The sequence below is a fragment of the Roseivirga echinicomitans genome (genome assembly GCF_001592935.1).
Lineage (GTDB): Bacteria > Bacteroidota > Bacteroidia > Cytophagales > Cyclobacteriaceae > Roseivirga > Roseivirga echinicomitans.
In genome coordinates this window covers 124,606-145,637 of the sequence record NZ_LRDB01000003.1, presented here as the reverse complement: position 1 = coordinate 145,637, position 21,032 = coordinate 124,606, and the positions used below count along the sequence as shown (strand labels likewise).

The 21,032-nt window shown below is 41.4% G+C and carries 22 protein-coding genes; 16 read left to right on the top strand and 6 right to left on the bottom strand.

Going from position 1 to position 21,032, the window contains the following annotated elements:
* Nucleotides 1-107: 107 nt before the first annotated feature.
* The 8 genes from AWN68_RS05630 to AWN68_RS05595 are packed head-to-tail and all read left to right on the top strand — an operon-like array spanning nt 108 to nt 7,387.
* Complete coding sequence (locus AWN68_RS05630) at nt 108-1,262, top strand: GlmU family protein (RefSeq protein WP_068412573.1); 1,155 nt, start codon at nt 108-110, stop codon at nt 1,260-1,262.
* Nucleotides 1,263-1,264: 2 nt separating this feature from the next.
* Entirely contained in the window at nt 1,265-2,395 is a 1,131-nt protein-coding gene (locus AWN68_RS05625; RefSeq protein WP_068412570.1) for a DNA polymerase III subunit, read from the top strand.
* A gap of 1 nt (nt 2,396) precedes the next feature.
* On the top strand, nt 2,397-2,864 hold the full coding sequence (locus AWN68_RS05620) for an ATP-dependent zinc protease family protein (RefSeq protein WP_068412567.1): 468 nt from the start codon (nt 2,397-2,399) through the stop codon (nt 2,862-2,864).
* 17 nt (nt 2,865-2,881) lie between these two features.
* Nucleotides 2,882-3,790 carry a 30S ribosomal protein S6--L-glutamate ligase gene (gene rimK / locus AWN68_RS05615; RefSeq protein WP_068412564.1) on the top strand — a complete coding sequence of 303 codons (909 nt, stop codon included), beginning with the start codon at nt 2,882-2,884 and terminating at the stop codon, nt 3,788-3,790.
* A complete protein-coding gene (gene hemC / locus AWN68_RS05610) occupies nt 3,790-4,719 on the top strand; it encodes a hydroxymethylbilane synthase (protein ID WP_172796038.1) in 930 nt (309 codons plus the stop codon). Before rimK ends, hemC begins: the two co-directional genes overlap by 1 nt.
* Nucleotides 4,716-5,588 (top strand): peptidylprolyl isomerase, encoded by an 873-nt coding sequence (locus tag AWN68_RS05605; RefSeq protein ID WP_068412558.1) that lies wholly within the window; start codon nt 4,716-4,718, stop codon nt 5,586-5,588. Before hemC ends, AWN68_RS05605 begins: the two co-directional genes overlap by 4 nt.
* Before the next feature lie 6 nt (nt 5,589-5,594).
* Entirely contained in the window at nt 5,595-6,485 is an 891-nt protein-coding gene (locus AWN68_RS05600; protein WP_068412555.1) for a peptidylprolyl isomerase, read from the top strand.
* Nucleotides 6,482-7,387 (top strand): SDR family oxidoreductase, encoded by a 906-nt coding sequence (locus AWN68_RS05595; protein WP_068412552.1) that lies wholly within the window; start codon nt 6,482-6,484, stop codon nt 7,385-7,387. Before AWN68_RS05600 ends, AWN68_RS05595 begins: the two co-directional genes overlap by 4 nt.
* An 8-nt stretch (nt 7,388-7,395) precedes the next feature.
* On the opposite strand, the gene AWN68_RS18965 is transcribed toward AWN68_RS05595, so the two are convergent.
* Both AWN68_RS18965 and AWN68_RS05590 read right to left on the bottom strand, forming a co-directional pair.
* Nucleotides 7,396-7,521: a MetS family NSS transporter small subunit gene (locus AWN68_RS18965; protein WP_157716100.1), complete on the bottom strand. Its 126-nt coding sequence runs from the start codon at nt 7,519-7,521 to the stop codon at nt 7,396-7,398.
* Nucleotides 7,518-9,032, bottom strand: coding sequence for a sodium-dependent transporter (locus AWN68_RS05590; RefSeq protein WP_245657957.1), 1,515 nt, complete (start codon nt 9,030-9,032; stop codon nt 7,518-7,520). Before AWN68_RS05590 ends, AWN68_RS18965 begins: the two co-directional genes overlap by 4 nt.
* 233 nt (nt 9,033-9,265) lie before the next feature.
* Between AWN68_RS05590 and AWN68_RS05585 the strand changes: the two genes are divergently transcribed.
* The 4 genes from AWN68_RS05585 to AWN68_RS05570 all read left to right on the top strand — a co-directional run bounded on the left by AWN68_RS05585 (nt 9,266) and on the right by AWN68_RS05570 (nt 12,801).
* Nucleotides 9,266-10,657, top strand: a complete 1,392-nt coding sequence (locus AWN68_RS05585; protein ID WP_068412549.1) for a sodium-dependent transporter — start codon at nt 9,266-9,268, stop codon at nt 10,655-10,657.
* Between the two features lie 86 nt (nt 10,658-10,743).
* Complete coding sequence (locus tag AWN68_RS05580; RefSeq protein ID WP_068412546.1) at nt 10,744-11,082, top strand: MGMT family protein; 339 nt, start codon at nt 10,744-10,746, stop codon at nt 11,080-11,082.
* Nucleotides 11,083-11,129: 47 nt separating this feature from the next.
* Nucleotides 11,130-12,041 carry a mechanosensitive ion channel domain-containing protein gene (locus AWN68_RS05575; RefSeq protein ID WP_068412543.1) on the top strand — a complete coding sequence of 304 codons (912 nt, stop codon included), beginning with the start codon at nt 11,130-11,132 and terminating at the stop codon, nt 12,039-12,041.
* Between the two features lie 16 nt (nt 12,042-12,057).
* Entirely contained in the window at nt 12,058-12,801 is a 744-nt protein-coding gene (locus AWN68_RS05570; protein WP_068412540.1) for a TerC family protein, read from the top strand.
* Between the two features lie 70 nt (nt 12,802-12,871).
* On the opposite strand, the gene AWN68_RS05565 is transcribed toward AWN68_RS05570, so the two are convergent.
* The gene (locus AWN68_RS05565) at nt 12,872-14,341 is read right to left on the bottom strand and encodes a sodium:solute symporter (protein WP_068412537.1); all 1,470 of its coding nucleotides are present in this window, start codon (nt 14,339-14,341) and stop codon (nt 12,872-12,874) included.
* Nucleotides 14,342-14,475: 134 nt separating this feature from the next.
* On the opposite strand from AWN68_RS05565, the gene AWN68_RS05560 reads away from it, so the two are divergent.
* Both AWN68_RS05560 and recR read left to right on the top strand, forming a co-directional pair.
* On the top strand, nt 14,476-14,757 hold the full coding sequence (locus AWN68_RS05560; RefSeq protein WP_068412534.1) for an ATP-dependent Clp protease adaptor ClpS: 282 nt from the start codon (nt 14,476-14,478) through the stop codon (nt 14,755-14,757).
* A gap of 27 nt (nt 14,758-14,784) precedes the next feature.
* Nucleotides 14,785-15,390 (top strand): recombination mediator RecR, encoded by a 606-nt coding sequence (recR, locus tag AWN68_RS05555; protein ID WP_068412531.1) that lies wholly within the window; start codon nt 14,785-14,787, stop codon nt 15,388-15,390.
* A gap of 84 nt (nt 15,391-15,474) precedes the next feature.
* Here the strand turns inward: recR and AWN68_RS05550 are convergent, their stop codons facing one another.
* The gene (locus AWN68_RS05550) at nt 15,475-15,936 is read right to left on the bottom strand and encodes a hypothetical protein (protein ID WP_157716099.1); all 462 of its coding nucleotides are present in this window, start codon (nt 15,934-15,936) and stop codon (nt 15,475-15,477) included.
* A gap of 241 nt (nt 15,937-16,177) precedes the next feature.
* Between AWN68_RS05550 and AWN68_RS05545 the strand changes: the two genes are divergently transcribed.
* Both AWN68_RS05545 and AWN68_RS05540 read left to right on the top strand, forming a co-directional pair.
* Nucleotides 16,178-17,377, top strand: a complete 1,200-nt coding sequence (locus AWN68_RS05545; RefSeq protein WP_068412525.1) for a pyridoxal phosphate-dependent aminotransferase — start codon at nt 16,178-16,180, stop codon at nt 17,375-17,377.
* Nucleotides 17,377-18,372, top strand: coding sequence for a bifunctional heptose 7-phosphate kinase/heptose 1-phosphate adenyltransferase (locus tag AWN68_RS05540; RefSeq protein ID WP_068412523.1), 996 nt, complete (start codon nt 17,377-17,379; stop codon nt 18,370-18,372). Before AWN68_RS05545 ends, AWN68_RS05540 begins: the two co-directional genes overlap by 1 nt.
* 50 nt (nt 18,373-18,422) lie before the next feature.
* On the opposite strand, the gene AWN68_RS05535 is transcribed toward AWN68_RS05540, so the two are convergent.
* Both AWN68_RS05535 and AWN68_RS05530 read right to left on the bottom strand, forming a co-directional pair.
* Entirely contained in the window at nt 18,423-19,748 is a 1,326-nt protein-coding gene (locus AWN68_RS05535; RefSeq protein ID WP_068412519.1) for an amidohydrolase, read from the bottom strand.
* Between the two features lie 101 nt (nt 19,749-19,849).
* Nucleotides 19,850-20,938, bottom strand: a complete 1,089-nt coding sequence (locus AWN68_RS05530) for a DUF3179 domain-containing (seleno)protein (protein WP_157716098.1) — start codon at nt 20,936-20,938, stop codon at nt 19,850-19,852.
* Between the last annotated feature and the right edge of the window lie 94 nt (nt 20,939-21,032).

The window sequence follows — 21,032 nt, the reverse complement described above, 5'->3', positions numbered from 1 at the left end:
GTACTCTACAAATGTAGAGTAATAATTTTAATTTCCAAATTCTTGGTAATCGCGAGATATAATCACAGAATTGATACTTAATCGAAAGCCTTTTATATTTTTGCTACATGCACATCAATCTTTTCGATCCGCCCCAAATCAGGGAGAATCTTCTTCCCTTTACTTTTACCCGACCCGTGGCCTGCATTCGCATAGGGATTCTTACCATTGCAGAAAAATGGGAGAAATATGGCTTTCATATTGGCTTCGAAACCCAAGAGTATTTGGGAAAGAAGTTCCAAGCCTTGCCAACAAACGTAAAGGTGAATGGCGCATTGTGTCCTTCAAAAGAATTAGCTGAGGCAATTTTAGCTTTAACCGCAGATGCTAAACTGGTGTCGGGAGATACCGTTTTAGCAGTTTCGGGAAATGGATCTACAGCAGTGAATTTCGAAGGTGCATTCAGAATGATCAACCAGCCTTGGGAGATATTTCAATTCAATAAAGAACAAATTGAAGCTGATTTTGCTCTGATTACCAAAGGCCGAACTTCTCAACCCATCACCGACCCCCATACGGTAGTTTACGGTAAAGAGAATGTGTTTTTGGAAGAAGGCGCCTCAATTCGTGCAGCCATTATTAATGCTGAAAACGGCCCAGTGTATATAGGTAAGAATGCGCAAGTCCACGAAGGAGCAATAATTAGTGGAGCCTTTGCTTTGTGCGAAGGGTCGCATGTAAATATGGGTGCGAAAATTAAAGGCGATAGTACTGTTGGCCCTCATTCTAAAGTGGGTGGCGAAGTGAGTAACTCGGTTATTTTCGGCTTTACCAACAAAGGACACGATGGATTTTTAGGCAATTCGGTGATTGGCGAATGGTGTAACTTAGGTGCTGACACCAATACTTCCAACCTGAAAAATAATTATGCACCTGTTAAACTTTGGAACTACACCAGCGAACGTTTTGTGCAAACGGGCTTACAGTTTTGTGGGTTAATGATGGGCGATCACGCCAAATGTGGTATCAACACCATGTTCAATACGGGTACGGTAGTGGGTGTTGGTGCCAATGTTTTTGGCGCTGGTTTTCCAAAGAACTTTATTCCTTCTTTCTCTTGGGGTGGCGCTACGGGTTTAATTACCTTCCAGTCAAGAAAGTTTTACGAAGTAGCCGAAGCAGTAATGCAACGCAGGGGCTTGACTTTTGATGATACCGAAAAAGAGATTATCGACCGAATTTTTGAAATTACCGCCCAATACAGAACTTGGGATAAAAAATAAACATGGGTTTTCAAGACATACCTGGTTTAGAAGAAGTTAAAAACAAGCTCATTGAGGCCGTTAAGGTAGATCATGTGGCGCATGCACAGCTCTTTTTAGGAGCTGAGGGCTCGGCTAATTTGCCTATGGCGCTGGCTTTTGCTACCTATTTAAATTGCCTTAATAAACAGGAGAATGACGCTTGCGGAGAGTGTTCATCCTGCACAAAACAGGCGAAACACATTCACCCCGATGTTCATTTTGTGTTTCCAACTGCGGCAACCCCTAAGATCAAAAGGGAAGATGCTACCAGTGAAAAATTCTTGAAAGAGTGGAGGGATTATCTTTTAAAATCACCTTACGGAAACGTAAGCGACTGGAGCTTTCACTTCGGTTGGGAAAACAAGCAGTTAATTATTCCGCGTCAAGAAAGCCGAAATATTATTACGAATCTTTCGCTTAAGGCTTTTGAGGGCAAATACAAGGTAATGCTCATTTGGTTGCCTGAGTTGATGAACAGCAATGCGGCCAACGGAATTCTAAAAGTATTAGAAGAGCCCCCAGAAAAAACCATTTTCTTAATGGTGTCGAACGATGAGAATAAGTTACTCACGACCATTCGTTCTAGGGTTCAGTTAATGAAAATCCCTTCCTTTACAGATGAAAATATACTTTCAACCGTAAGTAAGGTAGATGGACTTAGTGCCGAACGTGCGCAAGAAATCAACTATTTGGCTGAAGGGAATATGCGCGAAGCATTACACTTAGTACAAGGTGGCCAAGATGCCATGGGAGTACAGTTTAAGCAGTGGATGCGTCTGTGCTTTACTTTTGATTTTCAGGCTTTGGTGAAAATGGCCGATGAATTTCAGAGTGGTGGGAAAGAGTTTCAGAAAGGACTGCTCAATACAGGAAGCAAGGTGATGCGCGATACGCTGATTCATCAGTATGAAGTGACCGAACTTGAGCGGATTCCAGATGCTGAAAAAGGCTTTGTGGCCAACTTTGGCAAAGTATTTAATGCTGAAAAAATAGCTGGAGCTGTCCCAAAAATTGAAGAAGCAAGTTATCATATCGAACGAAATGCCAATCCGAAAATCCTCTTCCTTGATTTATCTCTAGCGATTGCCCAAATTGCACGTTCTAAAAAGTAGGATGTCGAAACCGTTACAGCTTATTGGAAGGCAAGATTTTATCAATCTGCCAGAATTTGGACTTAAAGATGTGGAGGCCAAGATAGATACTGGTGCTTATACATCGTCTATTAACTGCTCTAAAGTAAAGTTAGCTAAGGTAGATGGTGTGCCTACACTTACCTTTCAACTGTCGGCCAATAAAATTCATGAAAAGAAGGCCAGAAAGTTTTCGACCACAAACTTTAAGAAGAAGAAAATACGTAGCTCGAACGGGGTAACCGAAGAGCGATTTATCATTAAAACATCGGTGGTATTAATGAGAAGACGCATTAATGCGGAGTTCTCTTTATCGGACCGCAGCAAGATGAAATTCCCTATACTATTAGGGCGAAAGATGCTCACGAATCGTTTTATTGTGGACGTAAGTAAAAAGGACCTTTCGCTTCTTCTTACACCCAAAAGTATCAAGGCCAATAGTGCCGAATAATTTAAAACTTAGAAAAAATGAAGATTGCAGTGCTCTCTCGAAACTCAGCCCTTTATAGTACAAGACGGCTGGTAGAAGCGATTGAAACCAGGGGGCATGAAGCCGTCACACTTGATCACTTAAAGTGTGACCTTGTTATCGAAGATGTTGGCCCGGCTGTGTATTACATGGGTGAGAAAGTGGAGGGGATTGATGCGGTAATTCCTAGAATTGGGGCTTCCGTTACTTTTTATGGAACCGCTACTGTTCGTCAGTTTGAAATGATGGGCGTTTTTAGCACTACCGATTCTCAGGCCATTGTTCGTTCAAGGGACAAACTGAGGTCTATGCAAATTTTGGCCGGAGCAGGTTTGCCTATGCCTAGAACTGCCTTTACTAATTATTCCAAGGAAGAAAAATCTTTGATCGAGCATGTAGGCGGAGCACCAGTGATTATCAAGTTATTGGAAGGCACTCAAGGTTTGGGCGTGGTTTTGGCCGAAACCCGAAAAGCAGCCCAATCGGTAATCGAGGCCTTTCATGGTCTTAAAGCGAGAATTTTAGTACAAGAATTTATTAAGGAGGCGAAAGCCACGGACATACGTGTTTTCGTTGTAAACGGAAAAGCAGTAGGCGCTATGCGCAGAACAGGAATGGAAGGCGAGTTCCGTTCTAACCTTCACCGTGGAGGTTCGGCAGAGGTCATTAAACTTTCTAGATTAGAAAAGTCTGTCGCCATTAAAGCAGCCAATGCCTTGGGGCTTTCTGTAGCAGGAGTAGATATGTTGCCGTCTTCAAGAGGGCCGTTAGTCTTGGAGGTTAATTCTTCCCCAGGTTTAGAAGGAATAGAAAAAGCTACAGGAATAGATATTGCAGGAACCATCGTTGAATTTATTGAGAATAATCAGCCTAAAAAAAGAGGGCCGAAAGCAAAATTGAACGCTTAATGAAAATAAGAATAGGAACACGAGGAAGTAAGCTGGCACTTTGGCAAGCTTACTTTGTGGAGGATAAGTTGGTTGCAGCCGGAGTAGAAACCGAAATCGTTACCATAGAAACCAAAGGGGATAAAATCTTAGATGTTTCTATCTCCAAAATTGGGAGTAAAGGGGTTTTTACGGAGGAAATTGAAGAGCAGTTGGCAAATGGAACGATTGATATTGCCGTGCACAGCGCAAAGGATATGCAGTCCTCTCTTCCTGATGGCTTTGAACTGATTTCTTTTTCGGAAAGAGAATTGGCCAATGACGTATTGATTAGTAACAATAAAGAAGCGTCTCTTAAGAATAGAAACCTTGTAATAGGTACCTCTTCCACTAGAAGAATTGCTACGTTAAAGCACTTTTATCCCCACATTAAAACGGTTCCTGTAAGAGGGAATCTCCAAACCCGAATAGCTAAAATGGAAGAAGGCGTATGCGATGCACTGTTGCTTGCTTATGCTGGGGTACATCGAATGGGTTATGAAGATAAAATTGCTCAAAAACTGAGTTTAACTGAGTTTACACCTGCCGTTGGTCAGGGTTCTGTCGCTATTGAGGTACACAAAGGACTGAGTAAAACTAAAAAGGACTTGGTGAGAAAAGCCCTTAACCACAAGCCTACGGAAATTTGTCTTTTGGCAGAACGTGCCTTTTTGAAAACCATGGATGGTGGCTGTTCAATTCCTGTATTTGGTTTGGCGCAAATCAAAGACGATAGCCTTCAAATGACAGGGGGGATAGTGAGCCTAGATGGAAAGGAAATGATCCGTAAAGTGTTCATTGGTAAGCTAAAGGATGCCAAATCAATAGGACAAAAACTTGCGGAAGAAGTATTATCTTCGGGCGGAGATCGCATATTGAAATCTATAAAAACCGAACTATCTATCGAATGAAAAAGTATTTACAACTGGCTGCAGTAGCCTTGTTAATCACTGTGATTACTTCTTGTGGAGGAACGAAAACCGAGAAACTATCGGGCAATGATTTTTTGGTAACCATCAAAACCGACATGGGCGAAATGAAGGCCATTCTTTATGATGAAACCCCGAAACACAAAGAAAATTTTATCAAACTAGCCAACGAAGGCTTTTTCGACAGCCTTTTGTTTCATAGGGTAATGACAGGTTTTATGATTCAAGGTGGTGACCCTAACTCAAAAGATGCTGAGCCAGGGGTAAGGCTAGGGAGTGGCAGCCCAGGGTATACCATTCCCGCGGAGTTCGTGAAAAGTTTTTTCCATAAGAAAGGTGCTTTATCAGCGGCTAGACAGCCAGACCAAGTAAATCCAGAAAAGGCATCGAGCGGAAGTCAGTTTTTTATTGTTCAAGGCCGAGTGTTTTCTGAACAAGAAACAGGTATGGACATGCAGGCTTTGTCGCAATCAATATCCACCCTGAGAAGGAACGACCCAGATAATCCTTTAAATAAGGAATTGGAAGATTCTTTCAACGAAGGAGGAGACGAGACTTTTAGGATTAAAGCCATGGAATTGGCAGATAAATTAAGTGAGGCTACTGGAATCACGATAAAAATGCCAGCAGACAGAGTAGAGGCTTATACTACGCTTGGCGGCTACCCTCCTTTGGATGATCAGTATACGGTTTTTGGTCAGGTAATTCAGGGCTTGGAAGTCATTGACTCGATTACTACGGTTGGAGTGGATCCAAACAATAGGCCTTATGAAGATGTACGCATGTATATTTCAGTAGAAGAAATGCCGAGAACTGAAATAGTAAAGAAGTACGGAACAGTTTATCAATAATTAGCCATGAAGAAGACCTTTTTAAACTTAGTCCTCCTACTTACATTCAGCCTGTTTTTTACAGCCTGTGATACAGAAATGGATGAGGTAGTGGTGATCTCCACACCTTTCGGTGACATGACAGCCGTGTTTTATGACGAGACTCCGTTACACAAAGCCAATTTTTTAAGCTTGGCAAAAGAAGGTAAATACGATTCCGTTATTTTTCATAGAGTCATTGAGAATTTCATGATTCAAACAGGGAATCTATCTACTGGAACTCAGGAGAAAGATGCTGATTACAGAATTGATGCAGAGTTTCTTCCAGAGAAATACATCCACGTAAAAGGAGCTTTGGCTGCGGCCAGAATGGGAGATAATGTCAATCCCCAGAAGCAATCGAGCGGGTCTCAGTTCTATATTGTGGATGGCGAGGTGTATGACCAAGACGGTTTACAGGTCAGAGCAGTAAGAAGAGAGTTTTTGAAACTCAACGGTTTTTTTGAGCGCATGCGTAAAATGGATAAATACATTGAGTTGAATGAGAAGTATAATTTCCATGTAGCTAAGTATCAGGAAGACACCACCTACAATTTTGAGGAAGCCCAAAGAAGCTTAGTTTTTGGTTCGAAGGAGTTGATTGAAAAGGAATTTGGACCACAGGTAGATCCTGGTTTTACGGCACAGCAAGTGGAGGCTTATACCACCATTGGGGGTGCACCACATTTAGATGGTGAATACACAGTGTTTGGTCAAGTGGTTGAAGGGCTGGACGTGATTGATAAAATTGCTGCGGTTGAAACTAACAGAAGAGACAAGCCAACAGAAGATGTTCGAATGACTATCTCGGTTATTGAGATGTCAAAAAAGGAAATCACGAAAAAGTACGGAATAGAATACCCGAACAAGGAGCAATGAAAACCTTAGTCACTGGTTCTAATGGATTGCTTGGTCAAAAATTAGTCAAGCTAATTTTGGATGAAGGAAATCATCGATTGGTGGCGACTGCCAGAGGGACCAACCGACTGCCTATTCCAGAAGATAAATACATATTTCAATCCCTTGATATCACTAATCGTGATCAGGTACTTGAGGTAATCGCACAGCACAAACCCGATGTGGTCATTCACACCGCAGCCATGACCAACGTGGACCAATGCGAATTGGAAAAAGAGGCCTGCTGGGATTTGAATGTAACTGCTGTACAACACATTACAGAGGCTTGTGAACTGAACAATGCTTTTCTAGTTCATCTTTCTACCGACTTTATTTTTGATGGCGAAAACGGGCCTTACAATGAAGAAGCCAAAGCCAACCCTATCAGTTATTATGGGGAAAGTAAACTTGCTGCTGAACGTATTTTAGGAGAAAGTAAAATTGATTGGGCCATTGTTCGCACCGTTTTGGTGTATGGCATTGCACACGACATGAGCCGTTCTAACATTATTCTTTGGGTAAAGAATAGTTTGGAAGAAGGTAAAGAAATCAAAGTGGTGGATGATCAATTGCGCAGCCCAACTTTGGCAGAAGATTTGGCCAAAGGCTGTCTATTGATTTCGGAACAAAAGGCGAAAGGCATTTTTAACATTAGCGGAAGGGATTTACTTACGCCTTATGAAATGGCAGTTAAGACCGCCGAGTTCTTCAACCTAAGTACGGCCACTATGCAAAAAGCCGATGCTTCAACTTTTACCCAAACCGCCAAAAGGCCACCTAAAACTGGCTTATTAATAGAAAAGGCCCGCACCGTTTTGGGGTACGAGCCTCATACTTTTGATGAAGGCATAGCCATTGTTTCAAAACAAATAGCCAGCCGTTAACCTAATACTTATTCTTCTAGACCTGCATCAGATTTTTTCTTATCAGATTTAAGCGCAATTACCAGAAAGGTTAAAAAACCTCCGAATGTAATCGTTAAACAAATGACCATTCCTATTATAGCTGCTTGACTCATTTTTTTACGAATTTTTTATAAAACCATCCATTAAATACAATGGCAACAATGAGGGCAATGGCCCACTGTGTTACGATTGAGGCGTTACTAAACGTATCGAATACATTCCAATTACCGTCTGCATCGAACCATGGATACTCACTATATCCTTGATCCATCCACCAGTAGACCAAGAAAAGTCCAGCGAAAAAGATGAAGTAAATCATTGCAGAGAAGTATTTAGCAGAAACTTTGAAATCTGAATTATCATCAATAAAGTCTCGCTTAAATTTAGCTGGCCCGTAACGCATAATGAGAAATGAGATAAAGATACCACTCACCAATAGGCCTACACCCCAAACCCAATCTTGATTTTCGAATATTGCCAAGCTCCACGCGGAAGGGAAGCCAATAACAAAACAAGCAGCACCAGTAATCAATGCAGCTCTCTTTTTAGATATACTGTAGTCAGTTAAGTTCTTAATGATTAATTGCATCATTGGCAGAATAGAACTAAAGGCTGCCATTGCAAATGCTCCAAAGAAAATCCAAGATAAGAAAGGTCCTCCAGTCATTTGAGAAAAGAGCTGAGGGAGCACTGTAAATACTAAAGCTGTATTTCCGCCATGTAAAAAATCAATGGCATCACCCGATGTGGCTGACATTGCAAATACTGCAGGTAAAATTGCCATGGCTGCCAATAGCGCTGCCGAATTATTACCAAAGGCTCCTAAGAATGTATTGAGCGTAACATCTTCTTTTTTTCTAGAAAATGAACCGATGGTAATCATTAAACCCCAGCCCGCCCCAGTACTCCAAGCGGAGTCAGTAATGGCTTGAATCCAAACATTCGGGTCTTTGAAGAGCTCGACATTAATCGTAAATAAGTATTCAAGCCCTTCAATTCCACCTGGCAATTGAATAGCAAAAGCTGCAACTATCATGAGTAGAATAAACAGCGTTGGGATAAGTATTTTGTTTACTTTCTCAAGCCCCTGTTTAATTCCTTTTCCCAAAACCCATATGGCTATGGCGATAGTAAACATGTAGCAAAGGACTGCTTGCCAACTGGAGTTAGACAGCTGAGCCCAGAAATTATCCATGTAGTTGACATTAGGGTCTGCGAAATTTGCATTCATCGTCCCTGAGCCAAAAACGTAGTCTATTAAGTTCTGAGTATTGAGTAGGAAATACCTAAAGGACCAACCTGTTACCACTGAGTAATAAAAGGCAATTCCCATGGTAACGAGCGTAACAAATACACCCATCCAATTAAATCGTTTGCCCCCTAATCTGCCTAGAGCACCTATGGTTCCTTTTTTATAATACTTACCTATCGCCAGTTCGGCCATAAGTAGCGGGATGGACCATACGACTAGGAAGAACATCCATAGGATAATGAATGTGCCACCGTATTCGCCAGCTATTCTCGGAAAACGCCAAAGGTTACCAGCACCTATGGCCATCCCTAGAGCGGCTAAAATAATTCCCCACCGATTACTAAATTCTTCTGGTTTTTCTTGCGTGCTCAATTACCTGTAAGTTTTGTTTAAAGTTTAAGAAAAATCGTTTTTCCAGCCCAACAAGGTAGTTTTTTGAGCTTAAAACCCAAGCCTTAGACTGATTTTCTATTCTAAAACTTGACTTGCGGTAAATCTGACTTCATTAATTCGTCTGCCGCAGGTGTCTAACCGCTAGGTTTTTAAGTGGAAAATTCTCAATATTCTACGTTAATTTTTTCAATACTCAAACAATTTTTAAGATTATGGCGGTTAACGTTAGTAATGAGGCCAGAGGCCAATGGGGATCCAAATTTGGGTTTATCATGGCCGCTGCCGGTTCAGCTGTCGGGTTAGGGAACATCTGGAGATTCCCTTACATCACAGGTCAGAATGGAGGCGGAGCCTTTGTTTTGGTTTATTTGCTTTGTGTAATACTTATTGGAGTGCCTTTGCTCTTTACAGAAATGGGCTTTGGTCGGTACACAAAGAAAGGCACCATTGGTGCATTTAAAGACACAGGTGCCAACCCTATTTTTATGGGTTTGGGGGCAATTATGGCTTTGTTAGTAAGCTTTTTTGTGCTTTCCTATTATGGTAATATTGCGGGTTGGACAATCGGCTATATTTTCAAATCGCTAAGCGGCAGCCAAGTTCCTTTCGAAGAATTTGCCGCCAATCCAATGAACACCATTCCTTTAATGGGCTTGTTTACATTGATCACGATCCTGATTGTTCGGAAAGGGATTTCTGGTGGAATTGAGAAAGCTTCTAAAATTCTTATGCCCGTTCTCTTTTTGCTCATTCTCATTGTAGCGATTAGAAGTATGTCGCTAGAAGGTGCAATGAAAGGTGTGGACTTCTATTTAAACCCAGACTTCAGTAAAATTTCGGGACAGACTTTCCTAGTAGCCTTAGGCCAAGCCTTTTTCTCTATGAGTATTGGTTGGGGGATTATGATTACTTATGGCTCGTATTTGCCAAAGACTGCCAATATTGTGAGCAGTGGTGTTTGGGTGGGTATGATGGACGCTGGTGTAGCATTACTTGCTGGCTTTATGATCTTCCCTGCGGTTTTTGCTTTCGGAAAAGACCCTGCTGCTGGCCCAACTTTGGTGTTCCAAGTATTGCCCGATATTTTCAACCATATGCCGGGTGGTGCCATTATTGGTGCTTTTTTCTTCTTGCTACTGATGGTTGCTGCGCTTACTTCTTCCATTTCTATGTTGGAAGTGCCCGCTTCTTATTTTATGGATGAGAAAAAGTGGAGCCGAAGCAAATCGGCTTGGGTAGTGGGCATTTTACTTTTTGTGGTGGGTATTCCTTCTGCGCTTTCGCAAGGGGGCTCAGCTTTCTTCTCAGAAATGAGTGTCAGTGTTTTTGGATCGACCTATACTGGCTTTCAGGATATTCTCGACTTCTTCTTCGGCACCTTCTTTATTGTTGTGGTGGCCTTGGTGACTTGTATTTATGTGGCGTGGAAAATGCCAATCAAGAACATTGTTTCAGAAATTGACATGGGGGCACCGGGCTGGAAACCCAATACATTTGCTTCAAATGCCTTTGTGTTTTTCATCCGATATGTATGTCCGCTGGTTATACTAATTGTGCTCCTCAACATGATGGGCGTATTTGGTATTTTTGGTGGAGGTGGGTAATTGAAACCCAAAACACTTTAATGAAAATGGCACCGTAACGGGTGCCATTTTTTGTTTCCATAAATCTTAATGTCCAAATTTGTCTCATGGCGAAAGACCACACTAATTTTTTCAATAATGTTTACGAAGTAGTTAAACTCATTCCTGCCGGGCGAGTTACTTCATATGGAGCCATTGCCCAATACTTAGGCACTAAGAGTGGTGCCCGAATGGTGGGCTGGGCGATGAATGCAGCGCACGGACTTAGCGATGTTCCTGCCCATAGGGTGGTAAATCGATCTGGCGTTTTAACCGGTCGCCATCATTTTCAGACACCTACCCTGATGCAAGAACGTTTGGAAGCCGAAGGAGTAAAAGTCAACGATGATAAAATTGAGGGGTTTAAGGAGGTGTATTGGGAGCCAATTAAAGAGTTAGAACTTTAAACTTTTTTGGTTCGAAATTCCTTTAATTTTGCAACAGATTTATATTAATGATTAAGACGAGAGTAAAAGCAAATAAGCCAATTGATCAGGCAAAAAAGGAAGGAAGGAGACGGCTGTTTTTCTTCCTGAAATTGATTTTACTGGTGGTGATATCTACATGGTATACTAGTGAGTTTGAAGAAGATAGTTTCTTTGCTAAACCGTTCGTATTGGCTGGTATTTATTATATATCGGGGATTCTGCTCGTATCACTTGGTCGTATTTTGATGGTGTATTTCTACCTCAAGCGAAAAAAGAAAGGGACTGATTTTAAGGATAACTTTATCTTAGGAATCAATGGAATCTCAGCCATTCTCCATGTTATTATTTTACTGATTGCATTGTTGGCTTTTTTCAAACTGGATGCTAAGGAGTTTTTCACTTCCATAAGTATTGTGGCGGCAGCCATTGCTATTATTTCTAAAGATTATATTGCCAATACCATCAACGGATTCATCCTGATGTTTTCCAATCAGCTTTCGCTGAACGACTATATTGTCATAGAAGAGCTCAGTGGCCGAATAACGGACATTACTTTGCTCAATGTGGTTTTATTGAATGATGAAGATGAAATTGTTTATGTGCCCAACACTTTGCTCGTTACCCACAATGTGGTGAACACGAGTAAAAAGAATTTCAAAAAACTAAGCTTTGATTTTGAAATGGACAGGCAAACTTTGGGTAATCCAGACGATCTTGAGGAGTACATAGTCAAAGCGCTTAAATCAGAGTTTCCGAGTATCAATCTTGAAAAATTCAGCTTAAGGATTTTCCATATTCTAAAAGATACCGTTAACCTCAAGCTTTATATTACATTGGACAAAAAGAGCAAGGAAATGGAAAGGGCTGTTTGGAGGTTTACCAATAAAACCATCCTTAATTACGCCAAAGAAAACTACGTACCTCTCGCTCAACAATAAACACAGAACTCTAGGAATGGAAATATTACTAACGTCAGAAGGCCTTATCGCACTTTTAACCCTTACCTTTTTAGAGATTATTCTTGGGGTCGATAACATCATTTTCATTTCGATCGTGTCGAATCGTCTGCCAGAAGCTGACCGTAAGAAAACCCGAAATATTGGATTGGCCTTGGCCTTGATCATGCGTATTGGTTTGCTTTTGGGGATAAGCTGGATCATCGGTTTCACAGAACCTTTGTTCACCGTGCTTGAACATGCGGTGAGCATAAAAGACTTGATTTTAATTTTGGGAGGTTTATTCCTAATCGGAAAAAGTACCACCGAAATACACCATACTTTAGAAGGAGATGAACATCATGTAAAAAAGAGCAAAAGCGTTACTGTCAGTAAAGTGATCCTTCAAATAGTTGCTTTGGATATCGTTTTCTCTTTTGACTCTATTTTAACCGCAGTAGGCCTTACCGAGCATGTCTTAATCATGATCATTGCAGTTACTTTGGCAATGATTGTAATGATGTCTTCCGCAGGAAAAATCAGTGCTTTTATCAACAAGCACCCATCGCTGCAAATGTTGGCCATGTCGTTCTTAATTTTGATTGGTTTTATGCTGGTACTCGAAGGTCTTGGCGAACACATCGAAAAAGGCTACATCTACTTTGCGGTATTCTTCTCGTTATCGGTTGAAGCCCTCAACATGAGAAAGCGTAGCAAAGACCGTGTGGTTAAATTGAGAAAAAGAATTGTTGGGGAAGAGTAATCTTTCTTTGAAGAATTAAGTAGAAATGAGATGAATCAGACGTCATCTCATTTCTGTTTTATATCCCTTCTTAATTTTTAAGAGGAGAAAAGTCAGTCGCTGATTTCTTTGTCGATATCATTAACATTCCTAAAAAGGTAAGGCCTGCGTTAAAAATCAGGATAAAGAACCCAAATTCGAAGCCGTTGAACCAGGCTGCCGAGTTCATATCTACCAGGTAAGATATGGCAGGCGAAAGCAAACAAACGGGCAGCACCAAATTGTCTCTCACTTTCAGCTTGGTCATCATGCCAAAACTGAAAAGGCCTAATAATGGACCATAGGTATAGCCAGCTACTTTGAAAATAGCGCTAATTACGCTGCTATCGTTAATGGCATTGAAGATAATGATGACGATGAAAAGCAACACAGAAAAACCCAAGTGTACTTTAAGTCTAATCGGTTTCTTTACTGACTCTTCTTTCTTTTCAAAATTTAAGAAATCGACACAGAATGCTGTGGTAAGCGAAGTGAGGGCAGAGTCTGCACTGGAGTAAGCTGCAGCCACAATGCCCAATAGGAAGACAATTCCTCCAAAAGTACCGAGGTGATTCAGTGCGATTAAAGGATAAAAATCATCTGTTCTTGTCGGGATTTCAATTCCATTTTGGCCAGCGTACAAATAGAGTAAGGCGCCCATACCCAAGAAAAGTATGTTGGCGGCAACCAATGCAATAGTGAACCAGAATACATTCTTTTGGGCGTCTTTCAAGCTTCGACAGGTCAGATTTTTCTGCATCATGTCTTGATCTAAGCCCGTCATAACAATGGCAATAAATACCCCAGAAATAAACTGCTTGAAGAAATCATTTTTGTTGTTCCAATCGAAGAAGAAGGTTTTGGAGTAATCACTTTCCTGGATTTGCGTAATGGCATCGCCAATCCCGATGCCCATTTCTTTGGTAAGAATATAAATAGTGACCACCACTGCAGACAGCATAAAGAAGGTTTGCAGTGTATCTGTCCACACAATGGTTTTTATCCCCCCTCTAAAAGTATAGACCCAAATTAGGGCGATGGTGACCAGTACAGAAACCCAAAAAGGAACACCATAGCTATCGAAAAGTGCGATTTGAAGTACACTGGCTACTAAAAACAGGCGGAAGGAAGCCCCAATGGTTCGCGAAAGCATAAAGAAAAATGAACCAGTTTTGTATGACCAAAACCCAAAACGCTGCTCCAGATAGCCATAAATGGAAACCAGATTTAGGCGATAGTAGAGCGGAATGAGTACTGTAGCGATGATAATATAACCCACTACATAACCGAGTACTACCTGAAAATAAGAGAAGAAACTGGTTCCTACTTCGCCCGGAACAGAAATAAAGGTAACGCCAGATAAGGACGCTCCAATCATTCCGAAGGCCACCAAATACCAAGGCGACTGCTTATTGGCCGTAAAAAAAGTAGCAGAATCGGCTCCTTTCGAGGTAAATCGAGAAATAAGGATGAGCAGTAAAAAATAACCGCCTATGATTGAAATGACTAAAGTAGGGTTCATGCAAAGAGCTAATGAATTAAAGTTTGAATATCCGTGAAAAAACTGTGGACACCAAAAAGGTCTTCGAACCATTTTGACAAAGCTAGAGTTTATGGGTCAAGTGTTTTTTTGTACATTTGTAAAAATTTAACAACATGAATTTCAGCTATCAAGAAGAAGAGTTAGTCGAGTTGCTCGAGAAAACTACAGATGAGGAATTATGTGATTTAGTAGTTTTCAATGATGACTTCAACACCTTTGAACATGTCATTAATATTTTGGTCAAGGTTTGTAAACACACTGCTGAACAAGCAGAACAGTGTACAATGTTGATTCATTATAAGGGAAAATGCACTGTTAAGAATGGCTCTTTTACAGAGTTAAAGCCGATGTGTGAAAGTATTCTTTCTGCCGGAATTACGGCCACTGTGTTATAATTAGAAAGATTTACATCATTACTCAACTTGAACTTCCCTCCCAAAATTGTCGACAATGCCATTGAGGAAATCTCTAAACTTCCGGGCATAGGAAAGAAAACCGCCTTAAGGCTGGTACTTCATTTACTAAAACAAGACCCCATCAGTACGGCCCATTTGACCACTGCGCTCAACGAATTGCGTGATGGAATAAAGTACTGCGGCACCTGCCATATTATTTCCGATACCACAGATTGTACCTGCCGCACGATCAAGCGTGATTTATCTACCGTTTGCGTAGTGACCGATACGCCAGATGTAATGGCCATTGAAAACACAGCGCAGTACAGAGGCCTTTATCATGTATTGGGAGGAGTCATTTCTCCGATTGAAGGTATTGGCCCAAGCGATATTCACATTGACTCTTTGGTGGAACGCATTCAAACCAGCGAACCGAAAATAGAAGAGGTGATTTTAGCACTAAGCCCAACGATGGAAGGTGATACTACCGCTTTTTACATCACTAAAAGGCTAAAAGAATTTGGGGTGCGGATTACTTCGATTGCCCGTGGAATTCCGATGGGTGGAGAGCTGGAGTATACTGACGAAATTACTTTAGGTCGAAGTATTATGACCCGTTCGGAGTACAAGTAGATTTACTTCAACAGCACATACATAAAAACACGAAGGGCGATCAATTTGATCGCCCTTCGTCATCTATAGCTATGGCTTAAAAGCCTAATTGATTTCGCTTAACATACCCGATGCGTAAAAACGCTGGGTGTTCAAGGCTGATAATAGTATGCTTAAGTTGTTTGAAGCTTCGTTCAAGTCACTCATTTTTATGCCTTCATCTGGTACAGAAGCTACTTCATCTAATTCAGCCAAGGCTTTGTGTACTTTGTTTTTTAATACATCAATCATTTCTAGATCGTTGTATTTCCAAAAACGAATTTGGGCATATACTAAAGCTGGAGCCCAATTGGTACCATACAAAATATGTAGGTCTTTGGTAGAAGCACCAATGCTTTTGAAAAGCAAGGCCCTTGTGTTTGATAAATTATTTTCGTGAATGGCGAAGTAGTCCTTAGAATCTTCTGATACAGCAAGCTTGTTCATGAAGTGGGCAATCTTAGCTGCGTCAGCAATTTTCTGAATTACTCTTTTCAATTTTTCCGGGCTAGTTTCTAAAGTTTTCATAACCATGTCGTTTGGCTAGTCTATATGTGATAATCGTGCCAAACCGAAGAATCATTTAAATTTTAGCCTCAGAGGCATTTTTTGTATTGGCATATAGAAGCTAACAGTGGTAACATTCTCTACAATTGAGAAATTCTCAGTCGTTTTGACTCAACAATTTGTAGAATTGAAGAACAAACCATCTGGATTTTGGCACAACAATCTATAAATAGCTACTTTTGCCCCACATTGAATTAATCGCATGTCTACAATGGTATCTGATAGAGTAAAGAACATGGCCGAATCGGCCACATTAGCCATGGCCGCTAAAGCCAGAGAGTTAAAAGAAAAAGGCATTAACGTGATCAGTTTAAGTTTGGGCGAGCCCGACTTTAAAACTCCAAAACATATTCAAGAAGGTGCCAAGGCAGCGATTGATGAAGGTAAATACTTCGCTTACCCTCCGGTAAACGGTTATTTGGACCTAAGACAAGCCATTTCAGCTAAGTTCAAAAACGAAAATAACTTAGATTATTCACCAGATCAGATTGTGGTTTCTAACGGAGCTAAGCAATCTATCGCCAATGTATTTTTAGCCTTGCTGAATGAAGGTGACGAAGTGGTGGTTTTTTCTCCATTCTGGGTGAGCTATTCTTCGCTGATAGAATTAGCGGGAGGTGTGCCTGTGTATGTAAAAGGTGACATCGAATCAGACTTTAAAGTAACACCAGAGCAATTGGCGCAAGCGATTACGCCAAAAACCAAAGCCATCATCTATTCTTCGCCATGTAACCCAACGGGTTCTGTATTTACACTTGAAGAATTAACCGCGATTGCCGAGGTGGTTAAAAAACGCAAAGACATTATTGTAATCGCTGACGAAATCTACGAGCACATCAACTACACAGGTGCGCATGCTAGTATTGGAGCGATTGAGGGAATGATCGACAGAACCGCAACCATTAATGGTATGGCCAAAGGTTTTGCCATGACGGGCTGGAGAGTTGGGTACATCGGTGCACCACTTTGGTTGGCCAAGGCATGCAATAAAATTCAAGGACAAATTACTTCTGCCAACTGCAGCATTGCACAACGCGCAGCCTTAACCGCGCTTACTACGGACCTTGCTCCAACAGTAGAAATGTCGAAGGAATATTTAAGAAGAAGAGACCTTGTTAAAGGCCTATTGGACCAAGTGCCTGGTTTTAAAACCAATTTACCAACGGGTGCTTTCTACTTCTTTCCAGATGTAACCGCACTTTTCGGTACAACAGATGGAAGTGTAACGATTAATAATGCAGATGATCTAAGTCTATATCTTTTGGATAAGGCGCAGGTGTCGGTAGTTACGGGCGATGCTTTTGGCGATCCAAATTGTATTCGTTTGTCTTATGCAGCATCTGAAGAAGATTTGCGCGAAGCCATCACCAGAATTAAAACAGCAGTATCTAAACTTTCTTAATGGATTTCTCAAAAGTTCAAGCTCTTTTCGATGCCTTCTCCAAACTTAGAGTTTTGGTGATTGGCGATGTAATGGTAGACGCTTATGTGTTTGGCAAAGTATCTAGAATTTCACCAGAGGCGCCTGTGCCTATTGTGCTTACAGAAAAGAAGGAAAAACGTTTGGGAGGTGCTGCAAATGTAGCTTTGAATATTCAAGCATTGGGAGCTACTCCAGTTCCATGCGCTATTGTGGGGAATGATCTGGACGGTGAGTTTTTCTTAAAAAGGTTAGAAGAAAAGGGGATTCCGAACAGTGGAATTATCACTAGTTCTGAAAGAGATACCACTGTGAAAGAGCGTATTTTGGCAGGAGCTCATCAAATGCTTAGGGTAGACACCGAAACTGATAAGGAACTCAGTACTACAGAACAAGCGCAGTTATTGGCCAATATCAAGCGCTTATTGCCCAGCTGCGATGTAGTGGTTTTTGAAGATTACGACAAGGGAGTAATTAACGCCACCATTATTGAGGAAACCGTTAAGGAAGCTTCTCGATTGAATATTCCTACCGTAGTTGACCCAAAGAAGCGCAACTTTATGGACTATAAAGGGGTGACCCTTTTTAAACCCAATTTGAAAGAATTGAGGGAAGGCCTCAACATTCAAGTGGACCCTAAAAACATGGATTCAGTGCGCGGTGGAGTTACTTTACTTCAATCTAAATTGAATGCTAAAATGGTGATGGTGACCCTTTCTGAATACGGGGTTTTCATTAAAGACAATGGCGAAACACACCTGATTCCTGCCCATATCCGTCATATTTCTGATGTTTCTGGTGCTGGCGATACGGTAATCAGTGTGATGGCTTGTGCTTTGGCAGTGGGTATGACGGCTCAAAAAGCTGCGGCCTTGGCCAATTTAGCAGGTGGTCTCGTCTGTGAACATGTAGGCGTAGTGCCCATCAATAAAGCAGACTTGATGGAAGAAGCCGAAGACAATAAGATTCTGAATTGATTCAAAGCTATCCAAAAGTTCAAACTTTTGGATAGCTTCTTCATTTGTGATTACTTTTTCGAAATCGTCACCTCAGGATAATCCACCACCATTCTGCTCAATAAGTTGATGCCTGTTAGCATTCCGGCATCGTCCACATAAAAATCTGGCGTATGGTGAGGTGCTTGTTTTTCAGCATCCACTCCTTTTGGCGCACCACCAATAAAGAAATACAGCCCCGGAATTTTTTCCTGAAAGAATGAAAAATCTTCTGCACCTGTAATGGCATTCATGTTGGGTGTCACGTTTTCGGCACCCATTACATCTACAAATGTACCCGCCATTTTTGCGGTGAGTTGTGGATCGTTGTAGGTGATAGGATAACCTTTATCAATGTACAAAGTGGCTTCCGCCTCATTACTTTCAGCGGTACTCTTTACGATGGTGCGAAGACGTTCGAAAAGTCTTTCTCTCATGTCCGCATCCAAAGTACGAATGGTGCCCACCAAAGTGGCTTCTTCTGGGATGATATTGCTTCTTACCCCCGCTTCAATTTTACCAAATGAAACCACTGCTGCTTGGGTCGTCAGTGGCATACTTCTGCTCACTATGGTTTGAACATTATTAATGATCTGCGCTGCCGTTACAATGGGGTCAATGCCCGTCCATGGTGTAGAACCATGCGTCTGCTTTCCTTTGATTTTGATTTCGAAGCTATTTACGGCTGCCATAATTCCTTCTGGGCGATATTTCACTTGTCCTACTTCGGTTTGGGCATTAATGTGTAAACCAAAAATGGCATCCATTCCTTCCAAAACTCCTTCTTTTGCCATCAAGTAAGCACCACCTTCTTCACCAGCAGGAGCGCCTTCTTCCGCAGGTTGAAAAATGAATTTTATGGTGCCTTTTAAATCAGCTTTCACTTGAGAAAGCACTTCAGCCACGCCCATCAAAATGGCCACATGCGTATCATGACCGCAGGCGTGCATCACAGGGACTACCGTACCTTGAAACTCGCCTATGATTTTAGATGCCCATGGTAAATCAACTCTTTCTTTAACGGGGAGGCCATCCATATCGGCCCTTAAGCCCATTATTGGTCCGGGTTTTCCTCCTTTAAGAATCCCCACTACACCCGTTTTGGCTACACCTTCCTGTACTTCAATACCCAAGCTCTTCAAATGAGCTGTGATATAGGCAGCCGTTTTAAACTCACGATTGGAAAGTTCAGGATTTTCATGAATGTGATGTCTCCATTCAATCACCTTAGGCTCCACTTTCTTGGAGAGTTCAATGATTCTTTCTTTCAAAGAAGGTGCTTGATCGGTTTTAAAAGTAAAAGCCGACAGGGCTAAAAGCATAAATGCCAGCAGAGAGAGTTGGTAAGGTCTTTTCATAGGTCGAGATTTACTAACCAATTAACACAATGCAAGTGATATTTGAAAGTGGTTACCAAAAGCGCGGTTGGGCTGAAAAATACTTTAGAGCTAATTGGAAATTAAAACCGATAGATCTTTGCCTTTTTGTTGACGATCACACCAAGCACAATTTCTTTACCTGGGATTTTTTGGTCTTTATAGGCTACAGGCAGGTTTAACCGATCTTGATCATTCTTATAATTGCCATAAGGGTAGATGTCATAATCGTAGCCAAGTCCGATTTCAAGCGACATTACCTTCACATTATAGTCGGTGACGAGAGGAACTACCGCCTTCCACTTTAAATCTTCATAAGCGTATTCTTGGGCGGGCTGATCTTTAAGTGTGCCGTTAATGGCTTCTTTTCCTATTTGCGACCATAGGGAGTTGGTAGCCCTGTCAAATAGAATGAGGTTGTTGTTATAGAGTAAACCAGAAACGCCAAAAGAGGCACTTGTAGCACCTAATTGAGCATTCCAAACAGACCCCGTTCCTGTGAGAGGACAGTAGGATACCACAATTTTGTCGTCAAGGATTTGATCATTTACGATTTCGTGCCAGTCCAAAACTCTATGCGGGTACACCTTGATTTCATTTCCATTTCGTATCACTAAAACCCTTTCTTCTGGGTCAAGAAAAAAATTCTCATCAATTGCATCCTTGAAGTCCACAGAAACAAATGTAGGGCTGTTCAATGCCTGAATGGCATCGGGGAAAGTCGCTCTGAACACAAAACTTGGATCAATACTCCACTCCGAGGTGCTTTTGTTTACTATAGGCCTTTCAATTACTTGGCTTGGGTAAATAACAGAAGGGTAATAGGCGTTCAAACTGAAATAATAGCCCAGTTGGGTATTCATTGAAACGAGCTTTTTACCTTCCCTTTCTCCCGAAATTGCTTTACCGAGGAAGTCGAATGCTGTACCTGTTTCGTCCAAGAGCACAGTGGGCCAAGCCTGAGATAATTCGCTTAACTGAACTGGAGTTCCATCAGAAAGCTCTGCTTTAAAAGCACCCATAAAGCCTTGCTCTCCCGATGCTACAACCACGTAACTCTCTCCTTCAAAAGTATCAGAAATGATATAACTATTGTTTGTGGTTGGTCCACCTATTGGCGATGAGGGTTCAGGAGCATCATTTCCTCCACAAGCCCAGAGAAAAGTGCTCAAGAAAATTATTGAAATGTATGTGCACTGCTTTATTAACATACTAATGTCACTATACCTATAAATTTAGAAAAATGGGAAATAACAATTTGACGTT